Origin of the sequence: Dictyobacter kobayashii (assembly GCF_003967555.1) — a bacterium.
Taxonomy (GTDB): Bacteria; Chloroflexota; Ktedonobacteria; order Ktedonobacterales; family Ktedonobacteraceae; genus Dictyobacter; species Dictyobacter kobayashii.
Genome location: NZ_BIFS01000002.1, coordinates 640,327 through 654,607, shown reverse-complemented (window position 1 = coordinate 654,607; position 14,281 = coordinate 640,327). Strand labels below are relative to the sequence as shown.

At 50.1% G+C, this 14,281-nt stretch carries 15 protein-coding genes and 1 pseudogene; 8 read left to right on the top strand and 8 right to left on the bottom strand.

The features are described from left to right. Positions 1-131 precede the first annotated feature (131 nt). The 8 genes and pseudogenes from EL645_RS29610 to EL645_RS29580 all read left to right on the top strand — a co-directional run bounded on the left by EL645_RS29610 (position 132) and on the right by EL645_RS29580 (position 7,383). Positions 132-917 (top strand): ABC transporter ATP-binding protein, encoded by a 786-nt coding sequence (locus EL645_RS29610; RefSeq protein ID WP_126555439.1) that lies wholly within the window; start codon positions 132-134, stop codon positions 915-917. Further along, entirely contained in the window at positions 914-1,684 is a 771-nt protein-coding gene (locus EL645_RS29605) for an ABC transporter permease (RefSeq protein WP_126555436.1), read from the top strand. Before EL645_RS29610 ends, EL645_RS29605 begins: the two co-directional genes overlap by 4 nt. An 18-nt stretch (positions 1,685-1,702) precedes the next feature. After that, a pseudogene (locus tag EL645_RS29600) lies at positions 1,703-2,445 on the top strand (ABC transporter substrate-binding protein); the annotation flags it as partial. Positions 2,446-2,451: 6 nt separating this feature from the next. Beyond that, entirely contained in the window at positions 2,452-2,751 is a 300-nt protein-coding gene (locus EL645_RS43285) for a hypothetical protein (protein WP_246035622.1), read from the top strand. Between the two features lie 274 nt (positions 2,752-3,025). Then, positions 3,026-5,326, top strand: coding sequence for an ATP-binding protein (locus EL645_RS29595; RefSeq protein WP_218032123.1), 2,301 nt, complete (start codon positions 3,026-3,028; stop codon positions 5,324-5,326). A gap of 12 nt (positions 5,327-5,338) precedes the next feature. Then, positions 5,339-5,782, top strand: coding sequence for a response regulator (locus tag EL645_RS29590; protein WP_126555433.1), 444 nt, complete (start codon positions 5,339-5,341; stop codon positions 5,780-5,782). Positions 5,783-5,797: 15 nt separating this feature from the next. Continuing rightward, positions 5,798-7,294, top strand: a complete 1,497-nt coding sequence (locus EL645_RS29585) for a PAS domain-containing response regulator (RefSeq protein WP_126555430.1) — start codon at positions 5,798-5,800, stop codon at positions 7,292-7,294. Next, positions 7,246-7,383 carry a PAS domain-containing protein gene (locus EL645_RS29580; protein ID WP_371865784.1) on the top strand — a complete coding sequence of 46 codons (138 nt, stop codon included), beginning with the start codon at positions 7,246-7,248 and terminating at the stop codon, positions 7,381-7,383. The genes EL645_RS29585 and EL645_RS29580 overlap by 49 nt, the downstream gene beginning before the upstream one ends. Positions 7,384-7,442: 59 nt before the next feature. Here EL645_RS29580 and EL645_RS29575 read toward each other — a convergent pair whose 3' ends face one another. The 8 genes from EL645_RS29575 to EL645_RS29540 form a co-directional block, all read right to left on the bottom strand. Then, positions 7,443-8,204: a nucleoside hydrolase gene (locus tag EL645_RS29575; RefSeq protein WP_281276432.1), complete on the bottom strand. Its 762-nt coding sequence runs from the start codon at positions 8,202-8,204 to the stop codon at positions 7,443-7,445. Further along, a complete protein-coding gene (locus tag EL645_RS44650) occupies positions 8,177-8,350 on the bottom strand; it encodes a nucleoside hydrolase (protein ID WP_281276431.1) in 174 nt (57 codons plus the stop codon). Before EL645_RS44650 ends, EL645_RS29575 begins: the two co-directional genes overlap by 28 nt. Positions 8,351-8,405: 55 nt before the next feature. Continuing rightward, entirely contained in the window at positions 8,406-8,597 is a 192-nt protein-coding gene (locus EL645_RS29570) for a hypothetical protein (protein ID WP_126555424.1), read from the bottom strand. A 233-nt stretch (positions 8,598-8,830) separates the two neighbouring features. Next, positions 8,831-10,189 (bottom strand): YyaL domain-containing protein, encoded by a 1,359-nt coding sequence (locus EL645_RS29560; protein WP_126555419.1) that lies wholly within the window; start codon positions 10,187-10,189, stop codon positions 8,831-8,833. Next, the gene (locus tag EL645_RS29555; protein WP_126555416.1) at positions 10,177-10,770 is read right to left on the bottom strand and encodes a hypothetical protein; all 594 of its coding nucleotides are present in this window, start codon (positions 10,768-10,770) and stop codon (positions 10,177-10,179) included. The genes EL645_RS29560 and EL645_RS29555 overlap by 13 nt, the downstream gene beginning before the upstream one ends. 75 nt (positions 10,771-10,845) lie before the next feature. After that, on the bottom strand, positions 10,846-11,739 hold the full coding sequence (locus EL645_RS29550; RefSeq protein WP_126555413.1) for a carbohydrate ABC transporter permease: 894 nt from the start codon (positions 11,737-11,739) through the stop codon (positions 10,846-10,848). Then, positions 11,736-12,656 (bottom strand): carbohydrate ABC transporter permease, encoded by a 921-nt coding sequence (locus EL645_RS29545; protein WP_126555410.1) that lies wholly within the window; start codon positions 12,654-12,656, stop codon positions 11,736-11,738. Before EL645_RS29545 ends, EL645_RS29550 begins: the two co-directional genes overlap by 4 nt. Before the next feature lie 70 nt (positions 12,657-12,726). Next, the gene (locus tag EL645_RS29540) at positions 12,727-14,103 is read right to left on the bottom strand and encodes an extracellular solute-binding protein (protein ID WP_126555407.1); all 1,377 of its coding nucleotides are present in this window, start codon (positions 14,101-14,103) and stop codon (positions 12,727-12,729) included. Between the last annotated feature and the right edge of the window lie 178 nt (positions 14,104-14,281).

Here is a 14,281-nt window from a genome sequence, read left to right as displayed (position 1 = left end):
CAGACCTTATGCGTCTTTTGATGTCAGCAGTAGATAGAAGATCGCCGCTACCCTTGGTTGGGGTAGCGGTTTTTTGTACGCCTTGAGCCGATATGTAGAAGATGTGGTCTTACAATATTCCGAGGTGTACGATGCACAAAACACAAGCAGGTACGCAGAAGCTAACCGTCAAAGGGGTGACCAGAACATATGTGGAGGGGAAGCGGCGGGTTGAGGCTCTGACACCAATAGATTTGACGGTCGCCAGGGGCGAGTTCGTCTCGCTGATTGGTCCCAGTGGCTGTGGAAAAAGTACCCTGTTTAATATTATCGCAGGTGTGGATGAACCGACAACCGGTACGCTGGCGATTGATGGGGATTGGGATGGGGAGCGCGCTGGCCGGGTTGGTTATATGCCGCAGCAGCCGTTATTGTTGCCCTGGCGCACCGTCGAAGAGAATATTCTGCTGGGGCTGGATATTCGCCGCCTGCCACGCAAGGAGGCGCTACAGCAAGCGCACGATGTTTTAAAGCGTTTTAGCCTGCACGATTTCGCCGAGAGCTATCCTACCGCCCTTTCAGGTGGCATGCGCCAGCGTATTGCCTTGTTGCGCACGGTCTTATTTAACTCTTCATTTCTATTGTTAGATGAACCCTTTGGGGCGCTCGACGCCCTGACACGTATCACCTTACAGATGTGGCTGTTAGACCTCCTGCAAACATATCATTCTAGCGTCCTGTTTATCACACATGACGTACGAGAGGCTATCCTGTTATCTGATCGTATCTATGTGCTGAGCGCCCGTCCGGCCTCAGTTCTAAGAGTAGTCGATATCGATTTACCGCGACCACGGCGGCAAGAAATGCTGACGGAAGCCGCCTCCATCCAATTGGAGCGAGAGCTACTCTCCCTTCTTGTGAAGGAGCAGCCATTATGACCCTCAAACGCCTGGCGGGCTATGGTCCCGCGTTTGTGCTGGCGCTAAGCCTTTTTCTGCTCTGGGAGCTTGTGGTGCGCGCCGGCCTGGTCGCTAGAAATCTATTACCCACCCCGGTCGCGATTGTACGGGCACTGATCGATAACTGGGATGTCATCTTTGGGCACACGGTACAGACCAGCCTGGAAACTGTGGTTGGCTTATTCATTGCCACCGTATTAGGACTGGTACTGGCAATATTATTAGATCTCTCTCCATGGATTAAGCGGGCCGTGTATCCGCACCTGATTATCTCGCAAACCATCCCGATGGTCGCGCTGGCTCCGCTACTGGTCATCTGGTTTGGTTTTGAGCTGACACCCAAAATTATTGTCGTTACCCTCTATTGTTTCTTTCCTATAGTGGTAGCGTCACTGGATGGCCTGTTGAGTACTGATCCTGAATTGATGAAGTTGCTGCGTAGTATGAAGGCTTCTCCCTGGCAGGCCCTCTGGCTGGTGCGTTTGCCGGGCGCCATGCCCTCCTTCTTCTCAGGACTGCGGATTGCGGCCACATATAGTGTAACGGGCGCGATTGTCGGTGAATATGTGGCGGCCCAGCAGGGATTGGGCCTCTACATGAAGACCTCCGCGAGCTCAAATGCCATTGTGCTGGTATTCGCGGCCATCGTCGTCACGGCTCTGTTAAGTTTATTACTTTTCGGCCTGGTCTCATTGATTGAACGTATTGCCTTGCCCTGGCATCAACGCCTGGGACAAAAACGCTAACTGGAAAGGCTTTTTTAGATGAAATCTCGTACTCGTTTATTGCTCAGCATTGGCATTCCCTTGTTGGTGGTATTGGTGGTGGTGGGTATTTACCTGGCGCAGCAGCAGCGTAGCAATGCTCCTATCCAGTCCACGACAAAGCAGCCTTTGACTACCATGAAACTGGCGCTGGACTGGACGCCGAACACTAACCATACGGGTGTCTATGTCGCCATGAGTAAGAAGTGGTATCAAGAGGAAGGGATTAATCTGCAGATCGTCCCTTATTCATCAAATGTTACCCCGGATGTATTGGTGAGCAATGGCAAGGCCGATGTAGGTGTAAGCTCGACTGAAGAGGTGGTCTCTGATGCGGCGGTAGGCCAGCCAGCCGTCTCTATCGCAGCCATCGTGCAGCACAACACCTCATCCCTGGCGGTGCTGACCAGTTCAGGTATCAAGCATCCCCGCGACCTGGACGGTAAGACCTATGGCGCCTTTGGGTACCCCTATGAATCCGCGGTAGTTAGCCAGATCATCAAGCAGGATGGTGGCAAAGGTAACATCAAGAGTGTGACCCTGGATATTGATCCCTTGCAGGCTTTGCAGAGCCATCGCGTAGACTTCGTCTGGATTTTTGACGGTGCCGAGGGTATCCAGGCCAAGCATCAAGGCATGCCATTAACTACTTTTCCGATCATTAAATATGGTATCGCTGATTACTATACCCCACATTTATCGCCAGCCCTACCGAGATCAAAGCGAAGCCAGATCTGTTGCGCCGCTTTATGAACGCGACGGCTCGTGGCTATGAGTACGCGCGCACCCATGCCAGTGAGGCGGCCCAGATATTAATGCAAGAAACGCCGAAAGGTACCTTCCCTGACCAATCCTATGTACTTGATAGTCAGCAATATCTGAGCGAGCGCTACGCCGACAACGGTCGTCGCTGGGGTTTGCAAGACGCAGCCGCCTGGCATAACTATCCCCAATTTATTCTCAATGCCGGCGGCGTCAAGGATGCCAATGGTAAAGATGTGACCAGTCTCGACCTGAATTCGCTCTATACCAATCAATTCCTCCCTTAAAAGATCATCGCAACAGATGCGACAATAAAAGCGATGTGCATAGGTTAACCTACGCGCATCGCTTTTATTGCTGCCTGGTTACTCAATGAAAGGTATGGGTGTTTGTCCTCATCCATATCGTTCAGAAGTCTCTGTCTGGGTGATGTGTCGTCATTGGGTGTGGTGTCAGCGTGTACTTACTGAATGAAGACGCCAAACATATTTGCAGCTAGTTGCAATGGACTATCAACAGCAGGCTTGGACAAGGAATAATCAAGCATGTTTTGGAGAGGGTATGATGGAGCAGCACGAAGTCAGCACTATATCAACGGTCGATGTCTCACAATGTGATCGTGAACCTATTCAAATACCGGGCAGCATCCAACCCCATGGTGTACTACTGGTTCTGCGTGGGCCAGAATTGACAATCGTACAAGCCAGCCAGAATACGGCAGTCATTCTGGGTATACCGGCTGAGTCACTGGTGGGGCAGCCACTGGGGATACTTTTAAAGGAACAGGATCTGGCGACTCTTGTTACAGTACCGCAGGAGCACATTGAGCGTAATCCATTGTACCTTTTTACCATTGAGCTGAAAGGGAATGAGCAACGTTTTGATTGTATCGTACATCGGCAAGATGGCCTGTTGCTGTTCGAATTAGAGGTTATCCGGGAAGGTGATTATGCAGTTACAAGTCCCAAAGATATTTATAGTACTGTGCAAGCTGTCTTCTCGCGGCTCCAGCATAGCTCTACAATTGTCGCGCTATCCGAACAAGTAGCTGAACAGGTGCGTAGCATCACCGGTTTTGATCGTGTTATGGTCTATCGTTTTGAGCCGGATGGACATGGGATCGTCATCGCGGAAGCCAGGCGCGCTGACCTGCCTACCTTCCTGAATCTACACTATCCTGCCTCTGATATTCCAGCCCAGGCCCGGCGTTTGTACACCCTTAACTGGTTGCGTTTAATTCCAGATCGATCCTATACGCCTGTGCCACTTGTTCCTGCCATTAATCCTGTAACCGGGCAGACCCTCGATATGAGTTTTTCGGTGCTGCGTAGTGTCTCACCTATCCATATTGAGTACTTAAAAAATATGGAGGTAGCCGCCTCCATGTCGATCTCTATTGTTAAAAATAACACGCTATGGGGACTGATTGCCTGTCATCATGAGACGCCGCATTATATTTCTTATGATATTCGTACAGCCTGCGAGCTGATTGGGCGCATCATGTCTTTACAAGTACCTCCGATTGAAGAGCGTGAAGATGCAGTCTACCTGACGAAATTAAAGAACATTCAATCTCAATTGTTGGTGATCCTTTCAGAGCAAGGGACCTCTTCTTTTGTTGATGCGCTTGTCAGTAAGCGGCAGGCTGTGCTCGATGTAGTTAATGCTACTGGTTCTGTTATCTATCTGGATGGAACGTGCCATGTCCTGGGAGAAGCGCCTCCACTGAATGAGATTGAGCAGCTAGTAGACTGGATTGAGCAACAGCCAGAAGCTGAAATATTATTTACAAATTCGCTCTCTCAAAGATATTCTCCGGCCGCATCCTATATGGCATGTGCAAGTGGCATGCTGGCATTAATTCTTTCCAGGGCGCGGCGTCAATATTGGTTCTGGTTCCGACCTGAAGTTGTGCAGACGGTGCAATGGGCCGGGGAGCCAGCCAAGTCCGTAGTTATCTCGGAGCAGAGCGCGCGCCTCTCACCTCGTACTTCATTCGCCAGTTGGAAACAGCTTGTCCAGGGGACCGCTCTGGCGTGGAAGCAGGGTGAGATAGAGATCGCGCTTGAATTACGTATGGCCCTGATTCACATCTTTCTGCGCCAGGCAGAAGAGCTTGCCCGCTTGAATCTCGAACTTCAGTATAGCAATGCTGAGTTGGATGCATTTGCCTATGCCGCCTCGCATGATTTGAAAGAGCCACTACGGGGTATTCATAATTATGCGCATTTTCTGCTAGAAGATTATGGTAGTCAGTTGGACGAAGAGGGTGTATACAAACTGCGTACGCTGGTCTCTCTTTCCCAGCGTATGGAAGACCTGATGAACTCGTTACTCTATTATTCTCATGTAGGACGAGTAGACCTGTCTGTACGTGAGACGGACCTGAGTCTCGTTTTACAGCAAGCCCTGGAATTTTTACATACCCGTTTGCAAGAGAGTAATATGCAGGTGCGTGTGCCTGCCTCACTCCCAAAAGTGGTCTGTGATGGAGCGCGTGTCTGCGAAATATATATTAACCTTATTAGTAACGCCATCAAATACTCAGATAAACCAGATAAGTGGATCGAGGTTGGATCTGTGCCTGCTTCATCTCCTCCTGATGGGCAGGAGGAGCGTCCTCCCATTTTGTATGTACGTGATAATGGCATTGGCATTTCGGCTGATCATTTCGATTCGATCTTTCGCATTTTTAAACGCTTACATGGACGTGAAGAGTTTGGTGGCGGATCAGGTGTTGGATTAACCATTGTGAAGAAGATCGTCGAGCGTCACAACGGCGTGATCTGGATCGAGTCAACTGAAGGCCAGGGCACAACTTTTTATTGGACTCTTGGGCCACTGAAAACGGTGCAGAACTAAAACGGTGCAGACATGAATGAGGAAAACAAGCCTGCGTCTATCCTGATTGTGGAAGATAGCGATGAAGATTTCTTTACCCTGATGCGTATCTTTAAAAAGTTACCGGTTGCTTATCCGGTGACGCGTTGTATACGGGGCGAACAAACGCTGGACCTATTGTATCGCCATGGGGAATATCAACACTTACAGGATGATGCCTTGCCCTCATTGATTCTACTGGATCTCAACTTGATTGGCTTAGATGGGCGTGTTGTGTTAGCGCGCATCAAAAAACATCCACATTTGAGGAAAATTCCTGTGGTCGTGCTGACAACCTCTTCTAATCCTAAGGATATTGAATTTTGCTATGATTGTGGAGCTAATAGTTACTTGCTTAAGCCTGTGCACCTGGATCGTTTTACGAAAACGATGCAAGTGCTCATCAGCTACTGGTTTGATGCGGTAGTGCTTCCGTAGTAAATGGAGTGAATTATGATGCAAGTTCCACAGCAACCGTGGCGCCTTCTAATAGTCGACGATAGTTCTGAAGATCGGGCCGCCATGCGCCGTTATCTTGAGCAAGACCATATTACAAGCTATACTTTTTACGAGGTTGGGACTGGCAGGCAAGCGATGGCGGCATTTCAAGATCGCATATTCGATTGTATTATTCTAGATTATCTCTTGCCGGATATGACGGGAGGAGACTTTTTGGAGCGTCTGCGTGCAATGTTCCCCTCCCTGCTCCCTCCGATAATTATTCTGTCGGGTAAGGGTAGTGAAATAGTCGCTGTACGTTTGATGAAGCAAGGGGTACAAGACTATTTAATTAAGGATCAATTGTCGTCAGAACTCCTGCGTGTCGCAATTGCCAATGCGATCGAAAAGGTCTCTATGGAGAGGTATATCGAGGATCAGAGTCAGGAATTAGCGCGCCGTCAGCATGCCTTTCAAACGCTAGCAGAGAATGCTCCAGATATGATTGAACGCGTGGACCGACAGTTTCGTCATTCCTATGTCAACCCGGCTATCGCTGAGGTAACAGGGCTGCCGATGCAGGCCTTTATCGGCAAAACTGGCCGTGAACTGGGCATGCCTGATGAGATGTGTCTATTGTGGGAAAAATATCTGGGCGAAGTATTTGATACAGGCGATATCAGACAATTTGAATTTGTGTATCCTGGTATGGAAGGGGAACATATTTATCAGGCCCGCCTGGCTCCTGAATTTAGTGTCGATGGTCACCAGGTGACCTCTGTACTCGGCATTAGTCGTGATGTGACTGAACTTAAACATACAGAGATCGCCTTGCGCAATAGTGAAGAACGTCTGCGCATTGCCCTCTGCGAGAATGGGACCTGGGATTGGCATATATCTTCTGATACCATTACCTGGTCCGTCGGACTTGAAACAGCCATGGGCCTGGCACCTCATAGTTTTAAGGGGACATATAATTATTTTCTCTCCTTCGTTCACCCGGAAGATCGAGCGTTTGTGCGAGAGACTGTACGGCAGGCCATCGAGCAAAAAAAACCATTCAGTATAGAATTTCGGATGGTGCGGGCCGACGAGTCTATCCGCTGGACTGCGACACGCGGCAAAGTCTTCTATAACGATGATGGCTTTCCTATTCGTATGCTTGGTATCGACATGGACATTACGGAGCAGAAACAGGCTCAATTGCAAGCCATGCACCAGGCCAGTGAGTTAGAGGCTATTTTTGAGACGATTGGTGATGGCCTGATTATCCTGGATCGTGCTAATGTCCCTACGCGAATAAATCGAGCCGCACAAATCATGTTCGATATCTCTGACGATCATTTGCATGCACCGCTAGCCCCACCAGCCATAACGCTGTTGGATGAATATGGCTCACCATTGCCTATGGAGGCATGGCCGCAGACAAGGTTAATGCAGGGCGAAACCCTGGCCGGGCCAATATGGCTGAGGTACATTTGGGTCGACCAGATGGCAGGATCGTGGATTTAAGCATTACCGGGACCCCTCTTCGAGACGAAGAAGGCATCATCAATGGTGCCATCCTGCTTGTACGTGATGTAACTGCACGCCGCAAATGATGCTATCTGGCATTAAAGACAAGAAATGTACGTGTGGGGCTTGAAACCGATACATTTAATTAGCTCTTCATAGAAAAGACACGAAAATAGCGCTCGAAGAAGCGCGCGGGATCGACCATATGGGCGATTTCATGTTGCGCAGATTTGTCTGTGGTCAGTATTTGCGTCTGACCGAGCAATTCATCATCTTGCAGATGCACTTCGACCACGGTCCGCGTCCACTGACACACCTGTTCGTCAAAAATGCTTACGGCAGCCAAAGGATCGTGAAAAATAATCTGTGGGCGTTCGCGGAACCAGACCTCTGCAAAATCAAGCACGGGATGTAAAAGAGGAGTCTGTATAAAACGCTCGCGTACCTGTTCAGCTGGCATCACCACCTGCATCGTGACATCTAATCCGATTGAGCGATGTTGTGCAATGGGTGTACGGTAGACAATAGCGGCTGCGTGCGGATCGCAGAGCGCATTCCATTCAACCGGTGTCCGCTGTTGTTGCTCAGCCGAGAACGCACCACACATCAACACAAGACCTTTCAGCAGCGACGGAATGGCCGGGTCGACACTGAAAAGAAGGGCGATATTCGTCATAGGTCCAGTCGCCAGCAGCACAATCTCACCGGGATGCTTACGAATGGTCTGCCGCAAAAATTCAATGGCTGACCCCCGAGGAAAATCGGTCTCGTGAGGCCAGCGGACCAATGCCTCCTGCTGCGGCGCCGTGGGCTGATGCTCGTGCTGTAGTAGGAGTGGACGTTCAACACCAGGGTAGATAGGAATGGTCGGCTGCCCCGCTACCCGACAGAGAGCACTGGCAAGCATCGCGCGCTCAGACGCCTGCCCGAGACGGTCGTGATACCTAACAGTTCACAACGCGGCTCCGCAAGCAGATAAGCAAGCGCGACCGCATCATCAATATCTGAGCCAGGATCGGTGTCATAGAGGACTTTGATTTTTTGTGCACTCACTGTATCTTTACTCCATTTTCATTATAAAGTACATCATATTCCATTGGTTACTATCTTAATCCGTGGCATACAACAGAGGGGAACACATACTCCTCCCTGCTGCATGCCTGTCTATATACCGGGCAACGCTAGCCTGGTTGTTGGTGTTATACAGCGTAGCGATCTGGCTATCACTCAAGGCGCTTTGATAGAAGCGTACCTCATCAAGCGTCCCATTCACAAAATCAGAGTCATTGCGATTCCACATGCCTCATCCAGCGACCGAGCTGCCAGCTGCGGGCTCAGTCTTCGTTATCATGCTGGTGGTCACTAAAGTTGCCGATACAATAAGCATTGCCAGTAACGTGATGAGGCAAGGCCGCATCACCTTTCGCCAGATTTTGGACATGTTGACCTCCGTTGCATCAATTGGTGTCTCCTGGATCGACTCACATCGATCGCGAGTCGATCCCCTAGCAATGACAACCTGTCATCGATACATCACTCATTAAGCGATAACCAGTCGTTGGACCTGCGCAAAACGTCCAGCCGGAAAGCTGTCGGCCATGCAACAAGCCACTCTGAGACAGATCCATATTCGCGCCAGCGCGTATGAAATGCTCCCTCATCCTGGCTTCCAATGGGGCGTTGCTTCCCAAGCACCAGCAAGCTTCCATCGGAAATGCCAATAGTCCCATGATCCCACGCCGCACGTGCACGCTGCCGCCAGATATCCTCTCCGGTCAACTGTGCCAGCTGTAGCCAGCCCGGCACACATGCAATTGCATAGGGGTCCAGATGATGATGTTGAGTGGATACCGCTGTACCACCAAAGGTGTCATAGCCTATCTTCCCCAGGACGCTTTCCGCTGAATACTCAACCGTATGGCACCACTGCCACGAGGCAAGATAGTAAGCGGCATGCATGGCTCCATTTAGATAGTGGTGCGCACCTGTCACCTCATATAAGGTAAGGCCAGCATCCATTAGAGGCACGGCAGATTCTTTGTCGATACAGTCAGTATCGAGCGCACCAGCAGTTGTATACCCATCGCGCAACAATGCATCTATATAGTAGGTATAAGCACGTTCTGCGGCAGCAAGATAACGTTCATCGTCCGTATGAACGTAAGCGCTAATGAGAGGAAGTATGAGAAACGCGCCAATAGTCCCTTCCATGGCAAGCAGCACCCCATTATTTGCCCACGCCCGCCCAATACACCCATCAGCCCTCTGCGTCTGCAGTACAAAATTGCAGATACCGAGTGCGGCATCTTTATATTGAGGTCGAGGGCTGCCACATTGCTGCGCCAATTGTGCTGCCTCAAACAACGCCAGCGCCGCACCGCCCAGATTGCAAGCATCCTGGTGTTCCCGCGCATCACCTCCAGTCCTGGTAAAGTCATCTGTCAGGAAGGAAGAACCATCAAGAATAGCATCAAAATGGCAACGCATGAGGCCACCAGGAAGTGCTGCGCCAGCCACCCAGCAATCGAGCGTAGCCAATCCACGCACTAGCGAGTCCCTATCCCCACTGCGCAAAAAATCGTTGAGCAGCGCAACTGCCAGGCTAGCATTCTGACCAGCCCAGCCAATCTCATATTTGTGGTCGGGCCGTTGCCGCCAGCGACCAGGCTGCTTATTCGTACCTTCCGCCCAGAGTAAACCGATTGAGAAACCGCGAAATATATCTTCCTCAGCCCAGAGGCTCTCTTTGGCAAAGTGGATACCCAGCCTCCACAGCTCATCGGGAGAAAACCATGGTGAGGTGGCGTGGTAGTTGAGTTGCCAGGCCACATCGAGCATTTTTTGCCACCCCCGGCGCTCCTCTCCAACCGCTGCTACACTCAGGTATGCCACACACACTCTCTCCTCACCAGGATTGAGCCATAGAAGGGTACTATAACCGGGACTATAGCTGTCGCGTTCGCTATACACATCTGGACACTCCTCCTCTGGCCAGAACAGCGTGTGTATCGTTTCATTCTCGCTGGGAATGAGTGTGCAGGAACAGCCATCAGCAGCAACAGGAACAGCACTAAATAGGGCCACAGACCAGCGTTCCCCTTCAGAATAGGTTGCACCTGGAACGGAGCCACGATGCCAGGCAAAAGATCGGGGTGTACCATTATGAAGAAAGCCTTTAGGCTCATGCCCTGTACCCAGTGGTTGCCATTATAGGAAATGGCAGGAATAAGCATATAGGCAGCGTTATAAGCAGCAACGGCCTCCATCGTTAAACGCACCGATTGCCGAGGTGCCTCGCACTCTAGCTTGAAGTACCGAGTCCAGCGAAACACGCCATCATCTACCGATATCACCTCATCACGATAGCGTACGCTCTCAGAATCCGCAGCCACGAAAGGAGCAAGAGAGACAATATGTTCAGTATCGTGATAGAGTGCGTGCCCTCGCGCATCCTCAAGCCAGTAAAACGACATACAAACCTCCCCCTATGGTATAGAAGATTCAACCATATAGGGGCCAGCCCATACTGACCCCATCAGCATACGTGCTCAGGCACGTAAACCAGAAAACAGTCCACTCTCCACGATACGGCGTTGCCCGAAGTAAAACACAAGCGCAACCGGTAATGTGCTGAGAAGCGCGCCAGCTAGTTGCGGACCGTAATCAGTCGCATGCAACGGCTGTGCTGTAAAGTTTGCCAGGCCCAATGGTAGGGTAAACATCGAATTGTCATTCAACACAAGCAGAGGCCAGGTAAAATCATCCCAGGCCCCAATAAACGTAATAATCAGCACAGCAACGACACCTGGCCACATCGACGGAAGAGCAATACGCCAGAAGATCTGCCATTCAGAGGCGCCATCGATACGTCCGGCATTCAGCGTTTCATCGGGCAATTGTTTCATCATTTGCCGCATCAAAAAAATGCCATAAGGATTAAACACGCTGGGGACGATTAACGGCCAGTAGGTATTTAACCAGCCGAGGTAAAACATCAATATATAGCTGGGAATTAATGTGATCGCCGCTGGCAACATCATCGTCACAATGACAGCCGTAAAGATAGTACTACGTCCAGGAAAGCGAATTTTAGCAAACACATAACCCAGGAGTGCAGAGGTGAACGCGGGGATAGTTGAGCGCACCAGAGCCAGCCACAAACTGTTCCAGAAGTAGATGCCGAAGTTGAAGTTTGTCCATATCGCTTGAAAATTATCTAAGGTCCAGTGCGCAGGAAAAATCGTTGTAGGAATGCTCAAAATCTCAGCATTACTTTTAAAGGCACCAGTAAACATCCAGAACATAGGAAAGCCGATGATAATAGCGAGTATGCAGGCACAGGTATAGAGGAGGCCCGTCGTGTAATAGCGCCGCCTATGTATATTTCTTTGCCACGCAATTTTTGCCATAGCCTCAGGGTCTACAGATTTCTCAACAATCATACGTCACGCTCCCCCTTTCGTGCGAGCCAGAACTCAAGCATCACCAATACGAAAACCAGGGCAAAGAGAATGAAGCTAATAGCTGCTGCATAGCCGATATCGATACTTCCATTACCTTGTCCCAGACCATTATCGATCATGTACTCGACAATCGAACGGGTCGCGTCGATAGGACCACCATTCGTCAACACAAACATCGGCACAAAAACCTGCATACCAGCAATAGTTCCAATGATGCCCTGGAAAATGAGCATTGGTTGCATCTGGGGCAGCGTAATATACCAGAAGATAGGCCAGCCACGTGCTCCATCAACCCGAGCAGCCTCATACAAAGACGTATCGACACCCTGCAATCCAGCCAGATAGATGAGCATGCCACCACCAATTCCCCACCAGATACTCATAGTCGTCACGCTCAATAGCGCCAGGTGCGTATCACCGAGCCAGTCCGGACCTACCAGACCAAAGGAGCGCAGAATTTGATTGAAGACACCGGCATTCACATCGTATAACGCCTTCCAAACACTGGCGACAGCTACCGCAGTCGTTATGCCTGGGAGATAAAAAAGCAGGCGGAATACTCCAACGAAACGGCGTATATGACTGATCAGTAGAGCCAGTCCAAAACTGAACGTGTTTCCAAGCAGTACTGTCACCACCGTATAAAACAGAGTGTTGCTCAGCGTTGTAAAAAAGACAGGGTCCTGCGTAAGCGCATATTGGTAGTTTGCCAGTCCGACAAAAGGACGGTCTGAGGTAATCAGGTCACCATGTTGCAAGCTCTGTACAAACGCCATTACCAAAGGAATACCAGTAAAGATAACCAGCGACAGCAAAAATGGGGTGAGAATGATCCAGGCAAATCTCACTGGTGGTGTTACCCGAACACGGCGTCGTGGCCGGAGGGAGATAGCCATAGTAGTATGATCCTTTCCTGTATACTGATGAAGAGCACGCTCCGCATGGTGTGCTCTTCACCATGCGCAACTACGGCTGAATCTTCTTGCGCTCAGTCACCAGTTTCCCAAAGTCAGAACCCAGGGACGCCAGATACTTGTTCGCGCTCTGCTCTGCTGCAGACAGTGCATCGGCAGGATTCGCATGGGTTCGCGCGATCTGCTGAATGGCCCGTTGTAGAGGAGTTGCAACACCATCTGGATACTGGCCTGGATATATTGCGTTGTTTACGACGACTTTCATCGCGTTTACTGCTGGTGCATTGGCCAGCGTAACAGAGGGACCATACTGTGGCACACCACCATCAAGTGTAGCCAGTTCCAGATTGTGACGTACTGGATCGCTTTTAAGGAATAACCATTGCAAGAACTGGAATGCCGCGTCACGACGCTCATTGCTAGCTGATTTCATAACAGCAAACATGGTTGCCAGCACGCCATGACCAGAAACGCCATCGCGCTTTCCAGTATATGTAGGCAGAGGGAATGCGCCAATCTCGGCCTGTGGATTAGCGGATTGCGCCGCATTAATTCCCCAGCCCCAACCACGGAACATGGCATTACGCCCCTGACCCATGAGAGCCGCTGGATCATCCTGATACGATCCCACCTTATACTTATTAGCAAAATCCGCGTAGGTCTGAATTGCCTGAATCATCTGCTCGTTGTTAAAATTGACCTGATTGCCATCTTCAGTGTAGAGATAGCCACCAAGTTGATAGTAGAGATCCAACACGAGCCAGTCACCGGGATAACCTCCCATGTTGAAGCCATACTGCTTCACCACGCCATTGGTGCTCAGAGTCAAATGTTTTCCGAGTTGCGCACAATCATCCCATGTCTTAGGCGCATCATTGTCTGTCAGGCCAGCCGCACGCCACGCTTTTTTATCATAAATAATAATACCGGTCGCAACATCCATAGGAAACATATACATGCGTCCATCAGGTAAAAGCTGCAAAGGAAGCCAGGGGTAGTCTTTCTTCAATGTATCTATGGGAAATAACGCGTCCGGAAAGGGAACAATGTAACCGGACTTATAATATGAGTAGAGGCTTGCTGGATCGAACTGATCAAGATCTGGACCCTGGCCGACTTTCGCGGCTGCAGCAAGCTTCGTATCATGGTCGCTGGCAAAACCTTGCAATTTGAAAGAGACCTTTGGATTGACTTTCTTATACTCGTCAATCCACTTTTGATATTGAATGCCCACTGCCTGGGGTGCTGGATCAAAGTTCCATAGGCTCAGCGTCGTCCCTGAGCTCGCTGCCGTTCCACAGGCTGTGAGAATCGCTCCACCAAGCGCAGTCGCACTACCTAATGTCACAGCCGTCTTGCCTGCATGATCCAAAAAGCGACGACGGGACATCATGGACGTGCGTACATCTAACGCATCACCGGTAGACATACAATTTTGCTCCTTTGCGTAAATATGGCCGTGAGACAACTAACATACTTTTCCATATCATCTCATTGGCCGTTTTCCTGAATGCATAAAACGCTAAATCGCGCAGACTGGCACTACTCAATATTCAAGGGATGTATTTGTCAAGTGCACGTTCACTCTGGTCGAGTAGTTAGTAACA